General features: G+C 62.3%; 19 protein-coding genes. 8 read left to right on the forward strand and 11 right to left on the reverse strand.

Features of this window, described 5'->3' with window-relative positions; all coding sequences use genetic code 11:
- The 3 genes from JAO75_RS18910 to JAO75_RS18920 form a co-directional block, all read right to left on the reverse strand.
- On the reverse strand, nucleotides 1-501 hold a 501-nt coding region (locus tag JAO75_RS18910; RefSeq protein WP_199050699.1), incomplete at its 3' end, for an ATP-dependent metallopeptidase FtsH/Yme1/Tma family protein.
- A gap of 65 nt (nucleotides 502-566) precedes the next feature.
- Nucleotides 567-932 (reverse strand): DUF4112 domain-containing protein, encoded by a 366-nt coding sequence (locus tag JAO75_RS18915; protein ID WP_199050700.1) that lies wholly within the window; start codon nucleotides 930-932, stop codon nucleotides 567-569.
- A gap of 207 nt (nucleotides 933-1,139) precedes the next feature.
- On the reverse strand, nucleotides 1,140-1,409 hold the full coding sequence (locus tag JAO75_RS18920) for a hypothetical protein (RefSeq protein ID WP_199050701.1): 270 nt from the start codon (nucleotides 1,407-1,409) through the stop codon (nucleotides 1,140-1,142).
- Between the two features lie 525 nt (nucleotides 1,410-1,934).
- On the opposite strand from JAO75_RS18920, the gene JAO75_RS18925 reads away from it, so the two are divergent.
- The 7 genes from JAO75_RS18925 (at nucleotide 1,935) to JAO75_RS18955 (ending at nucleotide 10,435) form a co-directional block, all read left to right on the forward strand.
- Entirely contained in the window at nucleotides 1,935-2,285 is a 351-nt protein-coding gene (locus tag JAO75_RS18925) for a HigA family addiction module antitoxin (RefSeq protein WP_199050702.1), read from the forward strand.
- Complete coding sequence (locus JAO75_RS18930) at nucleotides 2,275-3,777, forward strand: ATPase domain-containing protein (protein ID WP_199050703.1); 1,503 nt, start codon at nucleotides 2,275-2,277, stop codon at nucleotides 3,775-3,777. The genes JAO75_RS18925 and JAO75_RS18930 overlap by 11 nt, the downstream gene beginning before the upstream one ends.
- The gene (locus JAO75_RS18935; protein ID WP_199050704.1) at nucleotides 3,774-6,524 is read left to right on the forward strand and encodes a PAS domain S-box protein; all 2,751 of its coding nucleotides are present in this window, start codon (nucleotides 3,774-3,776) and stop codon (nucleotides 6,522-6,524) included. Before JAO75_RS18930 ends, JAO75_RS18935 begins: the two co-directional genes overlap by 4 nt.
- A 300-nt stretch (nucleotides 6,525-6,824) precedes the next feature.
- Nucleotides 6,825-7,274 carry an EAL domain-containing protein gene (locus tag JAO75_RS18940; protein ID WP_199050705.1) on the forward strand — a complete coding sequence of 150 codons (450 nt, stop codon included), beginning with the start codon at nucleotides 6,825-6,827 and terminating at the stop codon, nucleotides 7,272-7,274.
- 137 nt (nucleotides 7,275-7,411) lie between these two features.
- Nucleotides 7,412-8,407, forward strand: a complete 996-nt coding sequence (gene gnd / locus JAO75_RS18945; protein WP_199050706.1) for a phosphogluconate dehydrogenase (NAD(+)-dependent, decarboxylating) — start codon at nucleotides 7,412-7,414, stop codon at nucleotides 8,405-8,407.
- Complete coding sequence (gene zwf / locus JAO75_RS18950) at nucleotides 8,404-9,918, forward strand: glucose-6-phosphate dehydrogenase (RefSeq protein WP_199050707.1); 1,515 nt, start codon at nucleotides 8,404-8,406, stop codon at nucleotides 9,916-9,918. The genes gnd and zwf overlap by 4 nt, the downstream gene beginning before the upstream one ends.
- A 139-nt stretch (nucleotides 9,919-10,057) precedes the next feature.
- On the forward strand, nucleotides 10,058-10,435 hold the full coding sequence (locus JAO75_RS18955; RefSeq protein ID WP_199050708.1) for a hypothetical protein: 378 nt from the start codon (nucleotides 10,058-10,060) through the stop codon (nucleotides 10,433-10,435).
- An 842-nt stretch (nucleotides 10,436-11,277) separates the two neighbouring features.
- Here the strand turns inward: JAO75_RS18955 and JAO75_RS18960 are convergent.
- Nucleotides 11,278-11,637 carry a hypothetical protein gene (locus JAO75_RS18960; protein ID WP_199050709.1) on the reverse strand — a complete coding sequence of 120 codons (360 nt, stop codon included), beginning with the start codon at nucleotides 11,635-11,637 and terminating at the stop codon, nucleotides 11,278-11,280.
- A gap of 219 nt (nucleotides 11,638-11,856) precedes the next feature.
- Between JAO75_RS18960 and JAO75_RS18965 the strand changes: the two genes are divergently transcribed.
- A complete protein-coding gene (locus tag JAO75_RS18965; RefSeq protein ID WP_199050710.1) occupies nucleotides 11,857-12,792 on the forward strand; it encodes an OmpA family protein in 936 nt (311 codons plus the stop codon).
- A gap of 440 nt (nucleotides 12,793-13,232) precedes the next feature.
- On the opposite strand, the gene JAO75_RS18970 is transcribed toward JAO75_RS18965, so the two are convergent.
- The 7 genes from JAO75_RS18970 to JAO75_RS19000 form a co-directional block, all read right to left on the reverse strand.
- Nucleotides 13,233-13,490: a hypothetical protein gene (locus tag JAO75_RS18970; RefSeq protein ID WP_199050711.1), complete on the reverse strand. Its 258-nt coding sequence runs from the start codon at nucleotides 13,488-13,490 to the stop codon at nucleotides 13,233-13,235.
- 399 nt (nucleotides 13,491-13,889) lie between these two features.
- Nucleotides 13,890-14,039, reverse strand: a complete 150-nt coding sequence (locus tag JAO75_RS18975; RefSeq protein ID WP_199050712.1) for a DUF1127 domain-containing protein — start codon at nucleotides 14,037-14,039, stop codon at nucleotides 13,890-13,892.
- 249 nt (nucleotides 14,040-14,288) lie between these two features.
- Nucleotides 14,289-14,603: a hypothetical protein gene (locus JAO75_RS18980; protein WP_199050713.1), complete on the reverse strand. Its 315-nt coding sequence runs from the start codon at nucleotides 14,601-14,603 to the stop codon at nucleotides 14,289-14,291.
- Between the two features lie 711 nt (nucleotides 14,604-15,314).
- Nucleotides 15,315-15,539 (reverse strand): hypothetical protein, encoded by a 225-nt coding sequence (locus tag JAO75_RS18985; RefSeq protein ID WP_199050714.1) that lies wholly within the window; start codon nucleotides 15,537-15,539, stop codon nucleotides 15,315-15,317.
- Between the two features lie 50 nt (nucleotides 15,540-15,589).
- Nucleotides 15,590-15,937 carry a hypothetical protein gene (locus tag JAO75_RS18990; protein ID WP_199050715.1) on the reverse strand — a complete coding sequence of 116 codons (348 nt, stop codon included), beginning with the start codon at nucleotides 15,935-15,937 and terminating at the stop codon, nucleotides 15,590-15,592.
- A gap of 83 nt (nucleotides 15,938-16,020) precedes the next feature.
- Nucleotides 16,021-16,773, reverse strand: a complete 753-nt coding sequence (locus JAO75_RS18995; RefSeq protein ID WP_199050716.1) for a hypothetical protein — start codon at nucleotides 16,771-16,773, stop codon at nucleotides 16,021-16,023.
- 98 nt (nucleotides 16,774-16,871) lie between these two features.
- Nucleotides 16,872-17,453 carry a DUF7986 domain-containing protein gene (locus tag JAO75_RS19000; RefSeq protein ID WP_199050717.1) on the reverse strand — a complete coding sequence of 194 codons (582 nt, stop codon included), beginning with the start codon at nucleotides 17,451-17,453 and terminating at the stop codon, nucleotides 16,872-16,874.
- Between the last annotated feature and the right edge of the window lie 31 nt (nucleotides 17,454-17,484).

Raw genomic sequence — 17,484 nt, forward strand, 5'->3', positions numbered from 1 at the left:
CTCGTCGATGCCGGCCACGTCATCGAAGGTCACGCGGCCATGGGCCTCGGTGAGCAGCTTCGCCTTGGACTTGCCGATGGACATCAGCCCACCTCCGCCACCCTGCTGGCCCATCGCTCTGCGGGAGAGCCAGACGACGATGCCAATCATCAAGGCGAAAGGCAGCAGCGACAGCAGCAGGCTGCCGAGCACGCTGGGCTGCGGCGGCGGCTCGGCCTTGATCACCACACCTTTCTGCTGCAGCTGGGCAATCAGGTCGGCGCCTCGCGGAACATAGGTTGTGACACGCTCGCCTGTGGAGCGTTCGGCAACAACTTCCTGCCCCTGGATAGTTACAGAGCGGATCTCGCCCTGGTCGACGGCCGTCACAAAGGCCGAGTAGGGGAGTTGCTCACGGCCGGGTGCTGACGTGTTCTGGAAGTAGAACAGCGACAGCAAGGCCATGACCGCGGCCACAATCGCAAGATTGCGAAAGTTGGGTGCGGTGTTCGGGTTGTTCATGTCAATGCTTTCTGAACGACACTGTCACAGGGTGACGCGCACCTGACCAGCGTGCGTCGATGTTGTTAACGTTGGAAGCGGTTCGGCACCGGGTGCGCCTTGTCCAAGTGCCCACGGAGAAGGTTCATGTTGCGCAGGTTCGAGCGGTAGAACACATCACCGACCCAGCCCACGAGTGGAACGGCGCTGATCACGAAGTCGACACCGATATTGCCCATCATGCGCAGGAGCGTCGGCATGGGCACGCCCAGGCGTCGCGCCTCCCAGATCACATAGGCCGACATGCCTTTCGATGTGAGTGTTCCGACACCCGGAATCAGGTTCAGGAGAGCGTCTGCGCCGAACCGAATGTTGGTTCCGGGCACGCGAGCGGCGCTGTCGAGGAAACGAGCAAGAGTTTCCAGCCTGGCTCGTGCTCCATCTGCACGCATGGCAGTGTCATTGAAGATGGGAGTATTAGAGTAAGACGTCACAGTCGTCTCCCAGATGCGGAGCAGCTTCACATGCTCCTCAGGTGAGAGAGTCCGACATCGCAGCTTCGTGAGACTGCCAGAGGGGCCCGGACCCCGATTATCAAGATGTGGGGATAGCAAGGCCTGGGTTCAAGATCAGGCTTTTATCACTCGCGGCCGCATTATTCACCCTAAGCGGCGCTCAACGACAGTGTATTCCGCATCGATCACCCCATCTTCGGGCTGCCCCCGTTGTGCCCGGCGCAGCCGACGCCGAAGACAGAAGGACAGGGCAATGCTGCCGACCAGCATGATGGGCAACACCACGAACAGCCCGACGAGAATGACGGCCAGAAGGACAGCTCCCGCCAAAAGCAGGCCAGCAAGCCTCGACAGTGGGTCCCATACCCGGCCCGAGCCAGTCGTTGCACTCCGATCGGCATAGTGCATCTGCATCGTGGTCTCCTTCGCAACCGAGAAAGTCAACGGGTATAGCCCCTGAACCGCTCTCTATGTCTCGAATACGGACAGGACGGGCATGCTAATCCCGATCCTGCCTAAAAAAATCAGGCCGGGTCGCAGGCTGCTCCAGGCGCCGGGACTCGTGCAGGACCGCCGAACTTGGCGCGACAGCAGGCCTGAACATCGGGGGAGACCTTACACAATGCGGAATGGCTTCGCAAACGTGGATCGTTCAGCGCGAAAGTTGCTGGGTGAACGTCCGGAGTTGGCACGCCTGAGACCTAAGCTCGAAGGCAGCAGTCCTCACGAAAACAGACGTTCCGAGAGCGCAGGGAAGCTCGGCCCTGACCCCAGGCCGACCTTCTCGCCTCCTATAGTCCAAAGGAGCGGAGAAACCTCGGCGCATTCAAACAGTCTCTAGGGCAGCCGACCGTCCGATCATGCTCAGATCGGCACCAGCCCTTGTTTTCGACGGCCTGTCGCCCATAACGCTACAGTCGGCTTAACCAAGGCAATCGCATGCTCCGCTCCCGCGACGCCCTCCCGGTGCCTCCGACCCATCCAGGCTGGATCTTGCGTGACCGGGTTCTGCCTGGCCTTGGCCTGTCGGTTAGCCAAGCGGCCCGCGAGCTTCGCATCGCCCGTCAAACGCTCCATCGTGTTCTCGCCGGCACGGCTGCGATCAGTCCGGAGATGGCCACGAGGCTGGCTCGTCTCTCGGGCACGGCACCTCACTTCTGGCTCGACCGACAGCAACGCTACGACCTCTGGCACGCCGAACAGGCACTCACAGGTGTCCTCGGGTTGATCCCGACCCACACCCTTCCGGCCGCGATCCAGGCCGAGATCGGACTTCGTTATGACCGCTAAGCCTCAATTCTTCCCCAAAGCGCGCACCGGGGTTGTGGGTCTGGACGATGTCCTCGTCGGAGGCTTGTCCCCGGGACACGTCTATCTTCTGGAGGGCAGCCCCGGCACCGGCAAGACCACCGTGGCCCTTCAGTTTCTCCTCGAAGGCGCCAAGGCGGGAGAAACTGGGCTTTACATCACCATGTCCGAAACCGAGCGGGAGCTGCGGGAGGGTGCGGCCTCCCACGGCTGGGTCCTTGGCGAAGGCATTGACGTGTTCGAACTCGTGCCGCCGGAGAATCTCCTCGATGAGGCGCACCAGCAGAGCTTGCTCTACTCGTCCGATCTGGAGCTGGGTGAGACCACCAAGGCTGTGTTCGAAGCCATTGACCGAGCCCGACCAGTCCGGATCGTGATCGACAGCCTGTCCGAGATTCGGCTTCTGGCACAGAGCTCCCTGCGCTACCGCCGCCAGATCCTGGCGATGAAGCACTACTTCGCCCGGCAGGGCGCGACGGTGCTGATGCTGGATGACCTCACCACGGACACGAACGACAAGACCGTCCACAGCCTCGCCCACGGGGTGATCCGCCTGGAGGAGCTCGCGCCGACCTACGGCGCCGAACGTCGCCGCCTGCGCGTGATCAAGTACCGCGGCCAAGCGTTCCGGGGTGGCTTCCACGACTTCATTATCGCCGAGGGGGGCGTGCAGGTGTTTCCGCGTCTGGTGTCCGGCGAGCACAAGACAGGGTTTGACCGCCACGTGCTCACCAGTGGCATCGGCGCGCTCGACATGCTTCTGGGCGGCGGCATCGAGCAGGGCTCCAGTACCTTGATCATGGGACCTGCCGGGGCAGGCAAGTCCCTTCTGGCTTTGCAGTTTGCGGTCTCTGCCGCTACGCGGGGCGAGAGGGCGGCCTTGTTCATCTTCGACGAAGAGCTTGGCTTGCTCATCGACCGGGCCAAGCTGATGGGCATTGACCTGGAGGCGCTGTGCGCCAGCGGCAACATGTTCATTGAGCAGGTCGACGCCGCCGAGCTCTCCCCGGGAGAGTTTGCCCACAGGGTCAGGGCTATGATTGACAGCAACAGCGTGAAGACGGTCGTGATCGACGGCCTCAACGGGTACCAGGCCGCTATGCCGGACGAGAGCTTCCTGGTCCTACACATCCACGAGCTGTTGCAGTACCTGAACCGGCAGGGCGCCTCGACCTTCCTGACGATAGCCCAGCACGGTCTAATCGGCGACATGAAGTCCCCGGTCGACGTCACCTACCTGGCCGACACCGTGGTTCTGCTGCGCTACTTCGAGGCCTTCGGTCAGGTCCGGCGGGCGATCTCGATCATCAAGAAGCGGTTCGGCACGCACGAGAACACCATCCGCGAGATCCGGATCGACGGCCGAGGCATCGCCATCGGGGAGCCTCTAGAGGGCTTCCAGGGGATTCTGCATGGTACTCCGGTCATGCCCAAGGGCGACCGGCACCGGCTGCTCGAAGACCGCCGACCATGAGCGATGGTCTCCAATCCCGTTCGGAGCGGGCGCTCGTTCTGGCTCCGCATGGGCGGGATGCTGCCATCGCAGTCGACATCCTGGCGGCCGCGGGGATCGCGGCCGAGATCTGCCCCGACCTGCCAGCGCTGGTACAGGAGATTGAGCGCGGCGCGGGCTTTGCGCTCTTGACTGACGAAACGCTGCGGACCGCTGACCTTAAGGGGCTGTCGCAGTGGCTTGCTCGGCAGCCCCCCTGGTCAGACTTTGCCTTCATCGTCCTGACCATGCGGGGCGGCGGCATCGAGCGCAATCCAGCCGCCCGGCGCTACCGCGACGTGCTCGGCAACGTCTCGTTCCTGGAGCGTCCCTTCCACCCCACTACCCTCGTCAGCCTGGCCGGCTCGGCGCAACGCGCACGGCGACGGCAATACGAGGCGCGGGCACGGCTCGAAGCCCTGCGCGAGAGCGAGGCGCGCTACCGCACCTTGTTCGAGAACATCGACGAAGGCTTCTGCATCATCGAGTTCCTCGACGGACCTCACGGCCCCTTGAGCGACTACATCCATGTCGAGGCAAACCCCGCCTACGCCATCCATGCCGGCATCCCGAACGTCGTGGGGCAGAAGGTGCGCGAGATGGTGCCAGACGAGGCGGATGCCTGGGTGGCGCTCTACCGCCGCGTCCTGGAGACCGGCGAGCCCACCCGCTTCGAGCGGGAGCTCGTCGCCACGAGGCGCTATCTGGAACTGGCTGCCTTCCGGGTCGAGCCCGCGGGCCGTCGTCAAGTCGCGGTGGTTTTCCGGGACGGCACGGCACGCAAGCAGGCCGAACTGGCCCTGCGCGAGAGCGAAGCGCGCCTGCTTGCCCTCAATGCGGATCTCGAACGTCAGGTGGCGGAACGCACGCGCCAGCGCGGCCGCACCTGGCAGGTGAACCCGGACCTCCTCGGCGTCGCAAACGCCGCAGGCTACTTCACGAGCTCCAACCCGGCCTGGGAGCAAACACTCGGGTGGACGCAGGAGGACATCGCGCGGACGCCATTCCTAGACCTGCTGCACCCGGATGACATCGGGCCAACGCTCGCTGCCTTCGATAAGCTCAGGCAGGGTGAGCCGGTGTTGCGGTTCGAGAACCGCTACCGCGCGAAGGACGGAACCTATCGTTGGATCTCGTGGGTCTCTGTTCCCGAGGGCGAGGAGTTCTATTGCAGCGGGCGTAACGTGACGGTGGAAAAGCAACAGGCGGCTGAGCTTGCGGAGCGCAGGGCCGAGCTCGACCGCCTCTGGACTTTGTCCGAGGACATGCTGGCGCGCGCCGATTATCAAGGGATGATGTCGGCGGTCAGCCCAGCCTGGACGCGGGTGCTGGGATGGTCTGAGGCGGAGCTGCTGTCGCGGCCGTACGCAACGTTCATGCATCCCGACGACATCCCCCCGACCCTGGCTGCGCTGGCTCGGATGAGCGAAACCGGCCAGCCGACGCGGTTCGAGAACCGCATTGCGACCCGGGACGGCGGTTGGAAGCCCATCGAGTGGACCGTCGCGCCCGAGGCTGAGGGCGTCAACTTCATCGCGGTGGGACGTGATCTCAGCATCATGAAAGCACGGGAGACGGAACTCGCCGTCGCTCAGGAGGCACTGCGTCAGTCGCAGAAGCTGGAAGCCGTGGGACAACTGACGGGCGGTGTGGCGCACGATTTCAACAACCTCCTCACCATCATCAAGAGCTCGACCGACCTCCTGCGTCGGCCCGACCTCGTCGCTGAGCGTCGGCGTCGCTACATCGATGCTATCTCTGACACGGTGGACCGAGCGTCGAAGCTGACGGGTCAGCTCCTCGCGTTCGCTCGCCGGCAAGCATTGAAGCCTGAGGTGTTCGACGTGTCCAAGCGCGTTGAGGCCGTCACTGACATGCTGCGCACGGTTGTGGGTTCGCGGATCCAGATTATCACCGAGATCGATGCGCAGAGCTGTTTCACTCAAGCCGACGTGAGCCAGTTTGAGACGGCGCTGGTCAACATGGCTGTGAACGCGCGCGACGCCATGAACGGTGAGGGCAGGCTCACGGTGACGGCGCACAGCATCCCTGTGTTGCCGCCCTTGAGGGGCCACGCCGGAGGCCCGGGGCCGTTCGTAGCGGTGTCCGTCAGCGATACCGGTGCCGGCATCCCGGCCGACAAGCTCTCGCAGATCTTTGAGCCGTTCTTCACCACCAAGGAGGTAGGCAAGGGGACAGGTCTTGGCCTGTCCCAAGTCTATGGCTTCGTCAAGCAGTCGGGCGGCGACGTTGCGGTCGTGAGCGAGACCGGGCACGGCGCGACGTTCACGATCTATCTGCCTCAGGTGGAAGGAGCGCTGGACGAGCAGACCGCTCAGTCCGGCGATGCGGCAGGTGTGTCAGAGGAGGGACGAGGGCGGCGGGTGCTTGTCGTCGAGGACAACGTCGAGGTGGGGCGGTTCTCCACCCAACTCCTCCAGGATCTCGGCTATGAGACCACTTGGGCGGTCAATGCTCGCGAGGCTCTCGACCTCCTGGGCGAGGTCGATGGCTTCGACGTGGTGTTCTCGGACGTGGTGATGCCGGGTATGGGAGGCGTGGAGCTCGGCGAGGAGATCCGGCGCCGACGCCCTGGCTTGCCCGTGATCCTTACGTCCGGCTACAGCCATGTGCTGGCTGAGGAAGGCCGCCACGGCTTCGAGCTCTTGCACAAGCCTTATGCGGCCGAAGAGCTGTCCCGGGTGCTGCGCCGGGTGACGTGCCGTTGACAGGCGACCTTCTGGGCAGTTTTCCATCTCAACCCTGGCCCAGCCGGTTATACTTCTCCGTTTCCGAACACAGGTGGGGTCTCCTGCGCTAGCAGGGATCAGTAGACGTGGGTCGCAAGCAGGCCTAGGACAGGCTCTTGGGCCTTGAGGGTACTGAGCGGCTTACGCGGCCGTACCCATCAGGGTTTGTTCCACCCAGGCTCCGGCCTCTTGGGGTGTCTTGAACACGTGTGGAGCAACCCGTACGTCGCATTTGCCGAACCCCGCTTCCAGGTGCCACCAGCCCTTGTACTCAGGGTCATGGTGCGTTCGGTCGAGGCGCACGAACACGGCGGCAAGCTGCTTGAAGGCCGGTCCGGCATGGTGTCCGAGACCCTCGAGAAGTTCCGGAAGCAGGGTGTTCAGATTGCGCTTGACGATTTCGGAACGGGGTATGCGTCCCTGACGCACCTGAAGCAGTTTCCCGTCAGTCACATCAAGATCGATCAGAGCTTCGTACGCGACCTCGAATGCGATCCCGAAGACAGAGCCATCGTTGAAGCGGTGATTGGCTTAGCCAAGAGTCTGAACCTCCATGTCACGGCCGAAGGCGTGGAAACGGAAGGTCAAGCGCGGCAGCTACGCGAAATGGGGTGTCATGCCGCACAAGGCTACCTGTTTGCACGCCCAATGAATGCTGCCGGATTGGCCGAGTTCCTTACATCGCAGAGCGGAACAACAGCGGTCACTCAACGCGGGGATCTACAATGATACCCGGTAAACGCCTCTAAAGCGTGACAACTTCCTGTCGAAGCCTATCTTCAACCTCCTCGATGGGGGCGTTTGTCCTAGCTTTGCCGGACGAACTCCGCTCCGAACACCTGGCAAGGCTGTGTGAGGGCCAGGAGATGCAACTGGGAATGGTTGGCTTGGGCCGCATGGGCGGGAACATCGTCCGCCGCCTAATCCGAGCAGGACATGCAGCCATTGTGTACGACCACAATCCGGAAGCGGGCAAAGGTTTGACAGGTGAGGGCGCTATCGAAGCGTTGAGCCTTGAAGACCTCGTCGCAAAGCTGCAGGCCCCGCGGGCTGTCTGGGTCATGCTGCCCGCCGGTGAGATTACCGAGGCAACTATTCAGCAGCTTGCTGGCCTTTTGGAGGAAGGCGATACCATCATCGATGGCGGCAACAGCTTCTGGCAGGACGATGTCCGGCGCTCAGTCCAGCTCCGTAGCCGCGGCCTACACTACGTCGATGTGGGCACCAGCGGCGGGGTCTGGGGGCTCGAACGCGGGTACTGCCTGATGATCGGCGGCGAGACAGCCATCGTCGAACGCCTAAATCCGATCTTTGCCGCCCTGGCGCCCGGCCATGGCGACCTGCCGGTCACCCCTGGGCGCGAGGGCAGGGATCCTCGGGCCGAGCAGGGCTACATCCATGCCGGGCCAAGCGGCGCCGGCCACTTCGTCAAGATGATCCACAACGGCATCGAATACGGCCTGATGCAAGCTTACGCCGAGGGCTTCGACATCCTGCGCAATGCCGCAGGCCTAGCCCTGCCGCCCGAGCATCGCTTTGACTTCGATGTCGCCGATATCGCCGAGGTCTGGCGCAGAGGCAGCGTGATCACCTCCTGGCTGCTTGATCTCACCGCCACGGCCCTGGCCGAGGATGAGCACCTCAGCACCTACTCGGGCTATGTCGAAGACTCCGGCGAGGGCCGCTGGACCATCCAGGCGGCGATCGATGAGGCGGTTCCGGCCGAGGTCCTCACCGCCGCCCTCTATGCCCGCTTCCGCTCGCGCCAGGAGCATACCTTTGCCGAGAAGATGCTCTCGGCGATGCGCAAGGGGTTCGGCGGCCATGTCGAGCCGAAGCGGCAGGAAGGAGAAAGGTCATGACGCGATCTCCCGCGCCCGCCGCTGACCGATGCTGCTTTGTGATCTTTGGGGCCTCCGGTGATCTGACGAGCCGCTTACTCCTGCCGGCTCTCTACAACTTGGCGGCCACAGGCCTGCTGCCGGAGCGCTTTGCCATTGTTGGCGTGGCACGCAGCGTCCACACGGCGGAGGAGTTCCGCCAAGATCTGCTCGACGCGCTTCAGGCACATGCAACCCGGGAGGTGGATCCACAGCTGGCTCAGCGGCTGGTGGCTCATGCCGCTTACGTGTCCGGCAGTATCGACGATGCGGAAACGTTTTCCAAGCTCAGGACGGCTTTGGAGGAGATCGAGGCAACCGCCGGCACACAGGGCAACCGGCTGTTCTACCTGGCGATGCCACCGGACACGTTCGAGCTTATCGCGCGCCAACTAGCCCGGGCTGGCCTGTCTCAGGAAGAGCCCTCAGGCACGCCATGGCGCCGGGTGGTGGTTGAGAAGCCGTTCGGGACGGACCTAGCCTCGGCCCGAGCACTCAACCGTGCCCTTCTGGAGGTTCTGACCGAAGACCAGATCTACCGCATCGATCATTATCTCGGCAAAGAGACGGTTCAGAACATCCTGCTGTTGCGCTTTGCCAATGGTTTGTTCGAGCCGATCTGGAACCGCAACCACATCGATCACGTGCAGATTACCGTGGCCGAGACCGTAAACGTGGAGAGGCGAGGGCGATTCTACGACCGGACGGGAGCCTTGCGGGACATGGTGCCCAACCACCTGTTCCAGCTGCTGGCGTTGATTGCCATGGAGCCACCCGCGCGCTTTGAGGCGGAGCGGGTTCGGAATGCGAAGGCCGAAGCCCTGGCGGCGATCCGCATTCCCAGCGAGGCTGAAGCGCTTGCGAACTCAGTGCGCGGGCAGTATCGCGCCGGCCGCGTTCACGATGAGCCGGTGGTGGCCTACCGGGAGGCTGAGCATGTGGCACCCGGAAGTGTCACCGAGACCTACGCGGCCCTTCGACTAGAGGTCGACAACTGGCGCTGGGCGGGCGTGCCGTTCTACCTGAGAACCGGCAAGGCCCTCTCCGTCCGCCGCACAGAAGTGGCGATCAAGTTCAAGCAGGCGCCGATCTCGATGTTCGAGCAAACCTCTGTCGATCGTCTGGGGCAGAACTTCCTGGTTTTGCGGATACAACCCAACGAGGGGATTACACTCCGCTTTAATGCGAAGGTGCCTGGACCTGTGCTGGCGGCAGAGAGTGTCGACATGACTTTCAAGTACAAGGATCATTTCGACGTTGCCCCGAGCACCGGCTACGAAACGCTGATCTATGACTGCATGACGGGAGACGCGTTGCACTTCCAGCGGGCGGACGGGGTGGAGGCGGGATGGGCCGTGGTTCAGCCGTTTCTGGATGCATGGTCGAAGGCTGGTGCCAAGGGACTGGAATTCTATCCCGCCGGTTCATCTGGACCAGAGGAGGCAGGCTTCCTGCTCGCACGAGATAGTCGGCGCTGGCGCGTGATCGAATAGGATCGTGGATACGACTGGTCCAAGCCAATTCTCTGAAGGCATGGCTCACCCGCGTAGGCATAACCAAGCTGCTGAGCGCTGGCGAAGACCCTGCATGCTCGCATTCTGTCGCATTTCTGCCCCTATTGCAGTTAAACAGATGCCCTCCAAGCTGAACAATAAGGAAGGGTTGACCATGATTGCTCAGGCCACGGACAACGCTCCTCCTGACCCGTCTCTGGAGTATGAAGGGGTAAAGGTCTACCGCATCTACCAGTTCGACGATCCGTCCACCTATCCACCTTCATCCCACATCTTCACCACCTCTCCAGACGGACGTTACGCGTCTGATCACTTCCGCTTCGACATCCGCAGCCTGACCGTCCCTGCGGCATCAGTTGACGAGAGTGGTGTGCGGACAGGGGAGAAAGCTGCAATCGCGGCCGTGCTGGAGCAAGCCATCGATCGCGGCATGGTCACTCCGCCGGCTAGCAACTCCACATCTCGGCCCGTGCAGGTTCATCACCAAGCCTGGTGAATTTTGTTCAGGTGGGCTCAAGCATCAGCAGCGGGATAGGAGAACGCATTGTGCAAGTAGACTTCTGGAGCTCTCGGATCGACATCTCCTGCCCCGACTGCCAACAGATGTTTAAGGTTCGGCTTCGCAAGCTTCAGTTCGGCTCGGTACTCGTCTGCCGCCTCTGCCGACACGAGTTCGAGGCCAGCCGCGACTCTGATCTTCCAGAAGTCCAAGTCGCCCTTGCTCACATGAGGCACATTGTGAAGCAGCAACCCATTCCTCAGAAGGCTCGCACAGCCGACAAAGTTCCGGCACGGACGGGTTTAGAGAAGGCTACTGAGCTTCAGGCTTGCCGGCTTGGGGCACTTGCGACTCAAGGTGCCACGAGCAGGGGATCCACCGATCCTTGAGAAGATCGTCCAGTCCGGGCCTCTCATTCACCCCTCGTACATCCGAGAACTGCTCGTCTAAGGGCAAGTAAGCGAGCCTATCCTAGGCTGTTGTCGGGTGCTGGAGGCTCTTGCTAGCCCCTCATCAATCAAAGCTCGTCTCATGGTGATTTCTCAATGACACGCAAGCACTTGGCCCGCCTCCTGTTTGCCAGCGCCGCCGTTCCGCTCGTAGCTTTTGGAGCTGGTGCTCAGCCTCGCTCACCTGTCTTTGCTGACATGCCGTTCCATGAAAGTGCAACGTGGCGCGACGGATCGCTCCGTCCGGCGGATCGAGCTGGCCCCGTGCTGGCGCAGACTGAAGAGCCGGACGAACGAAGGCGCCGGCGCGACCAGGATGAGCGAGGCAAAGGACAGAGCGACCGGCGTGAGCGGCGCGAGGAGCGGCAACGGGACCAGCAGGACCGACAGCTACGGCAAGAGCAGCGCCGGCAGGAGCAAGACCGGCAACAGCGCGAGGAAGAGCGGCAGCGCGACAGGCAGGAGCAACAGCGCCAACGGCAGGATGATGAACGGCGCCGGGAGCAGGAGCAAGAGCAGCGTCAGCGCCAGCGGCTGCAAGAGCGCCAGGAGCAGCAACGCGGACAGGAACGCGAGCAGCGCCGTCAGGAACAGGAACGCCTGCGGCAGGAGCGCCAACAGGACCAAGATCGTCAACAGAGGGATGAGGAGCGACGTTGGGAGCAAGGACGCGAACGGCGCGAGGAACAGCAGCGTGCGCAAGAACGCCTGCAACGGCAGGAGCAACGCCGCCAGGAGCAGGAGCTTCAACAGAGGATCCGGGAGCGCCAGCAGCGGCTGGAGCAGGAGCACCTGCGCGACCGGGACCGGCAGCTAAGAGAACAGGAGCGTCAGAGAAGCCAGCAGCAGGAGCGGCTCAACCGCCAATTGGAACGCCAGCGGGATGAAGAGCGTCAGGAACAGCGTGAATCGAGGCGGCCAGGCCTCGCTCCTCAGGACAGCCGGAGGGACCCCGGCGAGCGTGGACGCATGGGACCAGGGTTCGAAAACCAGCGCGACCTGCGCCTGGAGGAATTGCGGGCACTGCGGCGCGAGCGTGTCGAAGAGGGTGGGCGCCGCACCATCATCGAGGAGCAGGACCGCGTCATCGTGCGCGAGGGAGACCGCTACATAATCCGCCACGACGAGACGGACCGCTTCCGCCGCGCCTATGGCGACGCGCAGGTCCGGCGCGAGCGGCGTGGCCAGAACGATGTGACGATCGTCCGCCGTCCAAACGGAACTGAGATTGTCACGATCCGTGATCCTGACGGCAACCTTCTACGCCGGCTCAGGCGAGAACCCGGTGGGCGTGAGGTGATCCTGTTCGAAAATGCGGCCCCAAGCCGCCGTGACCGGACCCTTGTCGAGGAGACCATTGTTCTGCCGCCTCCTCAGATCACTATCCCGCGTGACAGATACGTCGTCGAGGTCGAGGAGGCGAGCCAAGAAGATCTGTACGAGGCTTTCACGGCTCCGCCGGTGGAGCGGATCGAGCGCTCCTACACGCTCGATCAGGTGCGCCAGAGTCCAGCCCTTCGTGACAGGGTCCGTCGGGTGGACGTCGACACGGTCACCTTCGACTTCGGCTCCTGGGAACTCTCGCAGGAACAGGCACGAGCTCTGACTGGGGTGGGGCAAGCCCTGCGCCGGGCCATTGAGCGCAATCCCAGTGAGGTCTTCCTGATCGAGGGGCACACGGATGCGGTGGGCAGCGACATTGACAATCTTACGCTGTCGGACCGGCGGGCCGAAACCGTGGCGACCCTCCTGAGTGAAATGTTCGGCGTTCCGGCTGAGAACCTCACCACGCAGGGCTACGGGGAGCAGTATCCGAAGATCAGCACACAAGAGCCGGAACGCCAGAACCGGCGTGTCACAATCCGCCGGATCACGCCCCTGCTGCGAAATGAGGCACGCCGGTAAGGGCGTGCCCGCAAACACCAACGTGACACCAGAGGTCGGGCAGGAAATTCCAAAACTATAGAGCAGGGAAAGGGAATGACGATTGTGACCCAGAGCATCAGCGCTCTCGTCGGATTCCTCTTCCCAACTCACAGCTCCGACTCCAGTGACGTCAGCGCAGTGCTCTGTTTGTTTATCCTCAGTAGCGTGAGCATCGCACCGGGAACAGGATCAAGAAGCTCCTCACGGGTGCGATTTCGCAGAACTTGTCCGATATGCTCCAGGAGGTATCGAGGCACGTGTGGCGTGCGTTGGCTCTCCGATTGGCTCTGCCGCCGGCTTTCCTGGCCCCCCATAGACTCTTCTCCATCGCCGTTAATCGGCTGTTATGTCAGCTGTCGCAGACCAAACTCATGGCGGCAGGATGGGTTTCAGAGCGCCTGTGCGGCCATTTACTGCGTTCAGAGGGATTCACTTTCGCGCCGGTTGGCCTTGACCTGAGGATCGCCAAGCCAGGTGCACAGCTCCTCCAGGGTCGAGAAATTGTGTTCGATCGTCGTGAACGGCGCAGGTCTCTTGCTCTGAGGCAGATCCTCGAGCAGTTCCGCCGTCCAGGTGTAGGGCTGTCGGGAGCCGCTCCTCACGACACTGCCTATGATCTCACCGTTGAGAAGGAGGTCATAGGCGCCGGGCGCAAGCTGGGTGAGGCTGTAGGTCATAAAGTGCCCTTAGCAGAGTTGAGCTTGAGCTCAATGCACTCGTTAGCTCTGGCGATGGTAGCTTGCGACTGGATCAAACATTGTAAGCCGAATGACAAGTCAGGAGAGGCCGGAAGCGTGTACGACCCGGCCTCTCCCTGCCTGGTCCCGAACAACTATTGTGGCAGCCACACCTCCAGGCAGACGAAGCATAGCCAGCTTCGCACTTTCCTACATCAGGAGCGTTCCCCCAACCCGCGGGACTGATCAGCTAGGGAGAGGAAGCCATTCCTCCATGTATGCAAGGGGCAGCTCGGGCCTCCTGACACGCCATCAAAAGACATGCACAGGCACGGATACACAGCAGACCTTGTCGCCTCCACCCAATCTCATCAGTCGCCGCGGTACTCAGTTCAGGCTTCACTGGCCCTGGCGTGCCACCTGCGCGATGTCATGCCTGGCAATGCCGATGTCCGACAACTCACGGTCGGACAGGGCATTCAATTGCCGGGCTGTTTCACGAGCTCGCAGCCAGCGACGGAGGCCTGACAGAGCAACTGATAAAAACATAACGCAACCTCAATGATGAGCTGGCCTAAGCGCAGAGGCGCCGCGCAAGGGCAGCGAGAAAAAAGGGCCACCTGAAGGGAGGTGGCCGAGTTTAGGGAGGAAACCCGCCACAGGGAGACCGTGACGGAGGAGAGGTCATCTACAGCGCACCTGGCTCAAGACCAACCTGAAAGTGGTCGCCCCTGCCATGCGCAATGAGCATGGAACGCATCGGGCGCATTTACCCCTCGTTTACGGCTGCCGGGCGGTTCAATCAGGGACCTTGCTGATGATCCACCTGACCGCCTCAGGACTGAAGCCGATCTCGATCAGCTCCTCTTCCAGATCCTCAACTGCATCAGGATCAAGGGTGATGGAGTTGTCCTCTGCATCTGCCTCTGAAATGGCCTTCGGCTTGTCGACCATCTGCTCGGGCTCACCGGCCTCGTCGTTAATGGGAGCTACTGTCACGCGGACAACGGGGTCGTCATCATCCTCCTCCTCGTCGTCCTCACTCTCGTAAACTTTGAGCGTGACCCAGCGCCCCTCGACCTCATCCTCATAGACTGTTTTCCACTCGCCCATGTTCCCCTCCTGGATCAGGCACTACTGCCGCCGTGTTCCCGCATTGTAGCGCAATACTCTCGGACCTTGAGAGTTTTGCCGTTGCCGAGGTGTTCCACAGACCCTGTGTTCTCCCTGCGCCAGAACTCCGCAGACTTGAGCCCCGTTCAGCTCAATCCCGACGGGCTCTTTCTATGGCGAAGCGCACGCAGCTCCGGTACCTGCCTCAGCCATCAAAGCGATTGCTTCACACCTCGTACAATTGGCTCATGAAGACCATCTCAACCATTCCGTTGTGGCTGTAGAAGGGTAGGGGCGCTTGGGCTGCCGCGCAGAACCTTAGGTTTCTCCTCACTAGCCGTCATGACAGGAACCGCAAGGCCCTGAAGCAGAGGCAGCGTGATGATGCCAGCCACGACGGCAAGCACGGCAATGATGAACTCGGCTCGCCCATACGCAGCCCTTTTGCTGTGAAAGGGATGGCAGCTTTTCGGGGGACTGAACACAGCGTTGTTATCATTCACCGCCATCAGCGGCCTGGGTTTTAGGTGCGCCAACGGCATTGGGCCGCACGAGAACGCTTTGTTGGTGCAAGCAGAAAGTACAACCCTCATCCGGCAGCCTCCCCTACGAGGTCCTTCAATGAGTGTACGTTGCCCGCCTGGTTCATGCTCTCGCCCGAAGGGGTAACTCCGCCGCTCCAAGGGGGTACAAGGTCCCAAGGTGTTGGTTTCAGGTCACCTGGAATGCGCGCTGAGCGCGCTCCCGGATCTCGTCCAGTTCGTCCTGAAGGGAATTGATCTGCCCTTCGATCTCTTCGAAGGACGTGCACTCGGGTGTGATAAACAGGCGGCCATCCTCGCCCCGGGTGTAGCGGAGGAGGGCGATCTTCACGCTTGCCGGGTTGTCCGGTGTTCCGGGTTGGATTTCGAGCTCCAAGGCTCCGAAGAGATGCATCGATGGTCCCCGTGCTAGGGCTAAGAGTGAGGCTGCATTCCAGAGATTGCCTAACCGGCTTGTGCCTCCGTTTGCTGGCGGTGAAGCATCAGCGCGATCTCCGGCCTGTTCTCCTCAAGCCACTGTGTAGCATCAGGCTGGCTGACGACACACTCGATCGTAGCCCAGGTGGGATCCTCGAGCGCCTCGTCCCTCAGCCGGGTAGCCGCATAACCGATGAGCCGATGAAGGCCCTCATAGCCGGGCCGCGCCTCAAGCGCATCGGCGACCCAGACGCTGGACCAGCCCTGCTCGGCAAGATGCAGGATGCTCTGCCCATCGGCCTCGCGAAACCATGGTGTCGCGTCGAACTCGAGAGCGAGTGCATTATCGGCGGTATGGCACGAAGCCCGGATCATCGCCTGCCTCCCGGATCAGCTCTCCGGAGCGCAATTCTAACACACGCTCCCGTGCAGACTGAACCGATGCTGTCCCCACAGAACTATCGCCTGAGCTTCTCCAGTCCCAGATCACCCCAGAGCCAGGTGAAGTCATAGCTGACCATCGGATCGTCGGGCTGTCCCCCGCTCTTCGACTGGTTTTCGATGTGCTTCAGCCAGTCTACGACCTTGCGCCGTCCCGCGGCGGTTTGAACGGCGGCCCGCGGGCTCAGGTCCCCAAGCGCCGAAATCGGCTCGTCGAGGGTCTTGCGGTAGTGGTCGGTCAGAGCCTCATGGACCAGTTCGGTCTGTAGTTCAGCGGGAAGGTCGCTGGCCCTGTCCTGGTGGACGTCTCCATCTCGCCCGGCCATGACCTGTTCAAGCGTTTCGATCTCGGTCAGAGCCGGCCCGACCAGTGCTCCGGCCAGTTCAGCCAGGTTGGCCATCCCACGCTCGGCCCGCTCGCGGGAGTTCGCCTCCAGCACCAGCGCTTTGCCCGTCAGCTCGATAGTGCCCAGGACCGTGTCGCCCGTGTCGAGCGTCACCCGCACAGACGGGCCTTGATGTGGGACGGCCCTGCTCGCCAGCTTGCCTGAGGATTGCCGTTTGGCAGGCTGGCGCGGCTCGATCCAGTTCCAGAAGCCCTCATTCTCCTCCTGGAAAGCCGGAATGGTGCGCAAACGCTCCCGGATTTCAGCGGCTGCACCTTCTGAGCGCAGGGGAAAGCGAACCCGGCAGAAGACCACCTCGTCGCCATCGCTGTTGAGAATGGTCGGCGGGCTCTGATCGAGGGCTGAAGCCAGAGCATCATCCAACCAGATGGTGCTGAAGATCGGCGCGGCAGTCGCCAGGAACAGCAGATCGGCGATCTGGCCATCCTCCCGGGTCGCTTTGGGCAGTTGCGCCTCCCTGGTCAGCTTGCGGAACTCGCGCCGGCTTGTGTTCTGGCAGCCTTAAGATCATCCATGAGCAGAGTGGCGGCACTCGGGCGGAAGGGCAGGAGACCTCCGGCGAGGATGTTCTTGCCGGAGACCTCGACAATTCGGGCACCGATCTTGTCCCAGACCTTGAGGCTCTTGGTGGCGGAATGCTCGCTGACCCGGATCGGCTCACCGCCGCCCAAGAGATCCCGCGCCAGGAAGGATTGGCCGGGCACGATCTCGCTGACCTCGTACAGGCTCATGCAGGAGTTCCGTAGCGCCTCCATGTAGCGCCGGTTGCCGGTGCTCTCCTTCCAGCCGCGGCGCTTGAGATAGTCCTCGACGATGTTGCGCCCGTCCGGCTCAATGGCTCGGGTCAGGAAATCCTCAAAGGCGCAGCCCCACAGGGCCATGGCCGCGTGATGGCCGATCACCTCGGCGATGTCCTCGAAGCCCATCTCATAGTCTTCGCAAGCTGGACCGAGGTGCAGATCCAGAACTTCCGAAAATGGCTCGCGCCATTCCTCGTGTGTAAGCCATTTCATCAGCCCGGAGAGGGAATGGTTGCCGAGCATGATCCTTCGATCCTGGTTGAGTTGCAGGAGA

It is taken from the genome of Microvirga splendida (assembly GCF_016427565.1).
Taxonomy (GTDB): Bacteria; Pseudomonadota; Alphaproteobacteria; order Rhizobiales; family Beijerinckiaceae; genus Microvirga; species Microvirga splendida.

What these genes read in the sequence shown, in the direction of transcription:
- JAO75_RS19000 (WP_199050717.1), bottom strand. Translation starts at nt 17,453, where the DNA reads ATGCTCGGCAACCATTCCCTCTCCGGGCTGATGAAATGGCTTACACAC.
- gnd (WP_199050706.1), top strand. Translation starts at nt 7,412, where the DNA reads ATGCAACTGGGAATGGTTGGCTTGGGCCGCATGGGCGGGAACATCGTC.
- JAO75_RS18915 (WP_199050700.1), bottom strand. Translation starts at nt 932, where the DNA reads ATGCGTGCAGATGGAGCACGAGCCAGGCTGGAAACTCTTGCTCGTTTC.
- zwf (WP_199050707.1), top strand. Translation starts at nt 8,404, where the DNA reads ATGACGCGATCTCCCGCGCCCGCCGCTGACCGATGCTGCTTTGTGATC.
- JAO75_RS18985 (WP_199050714.1), bottom strand. Translation starts at nt 15,539, where the DNA reads ATGCATCTCTTCGGAGCCTTGGAGCTCGAAATCCAACCCGGAACACCG.
- JAO75_RS18930 (WP_199050703.1), top strand. Translation starts at nt 2,275, where the DNA reads ATGACCGCTAAGCCTCAATTCTTCCCCAAAGCGCGCACCGGGGTTGTG.
- JAO75_RS18965 (WP_199050710.1), top strand. Translation starts at nt 11,857, where the DNA reads ATGGGACCAGGGTTCGAAAACCAGCGCGACCTGCGCCTGGAGGAATTG.
- JAO75_RS18970 (WP_199050711.1), bottom strand. Translation starts at nt 13,490, where the DNA reads ATGACCTACAGCCTCACCCAGCTTGCGCCCGGCGCCTATGACCTCCTT.
- JAO75_RS18935 (WP_199050704.1), top strand. Translation starts at nt 3,774, where the DNA reads ATGAGCGATGGTCTCCAATCCCGTTCGGAGCGGGCGCTCGTTCTGGCT.
- JAO75_RS18990 (WP_199050715.1), bottom strand. Translation starts at nt 15,937, where the DNA reads ATGATCCGGGCTTCGTGCCATACCGCCGATAATGCACTCGCTCTCGAG.
- JAO75_RS18980 (WP_199050713.1), bottom strand. Translation starts at nt 14,603, where the DNA reads ATGGGCGAGTGGAAAACAGTCTATGAGGATGAGGTCGAGGGGCGCTGG.
- JAO75_RS18940 (WP_199050705.1), top strand. Translation starts at nt 6,825, where the DNA reads ATGGTGCGTTCGGTCGAGGCGCACGAACACGGCGGCAAGCTGCTTGAA.
- JAO75_RS18925 (WP_199050702.1), top strand. Translation starts at nt 1,935, where the DNA reads ATGCTCCGCTCCCGCGACGCCCTCCCGGTGCCTCCGACCCATCCAGGC.
- JAO75_RS18920 (WP_199050701.1), bottom strand. Translation starts at nt 1,409, where the DNA reads ATGCAGATGCACTATGCCGATCGGAGTGCAACGACTGGCTCGGGCCGG.
- JAO75_RS18955 (WP_199050708.1), top strand. Translation starts at nt 10,058, where the DNA reads ATGCCCTCCAAGCTGAACAATAAGGAAGGGTTGACCATGATTGCTCAG.
- JAO75_RS18975 (WP_199050712.1), bottom strand. Translation starts at nt 14,039, where the DNA reads ATGTTTTTATCAGTTGCTCTGTCAGGCCTCCGTCGCTGGCTGCGAGCT.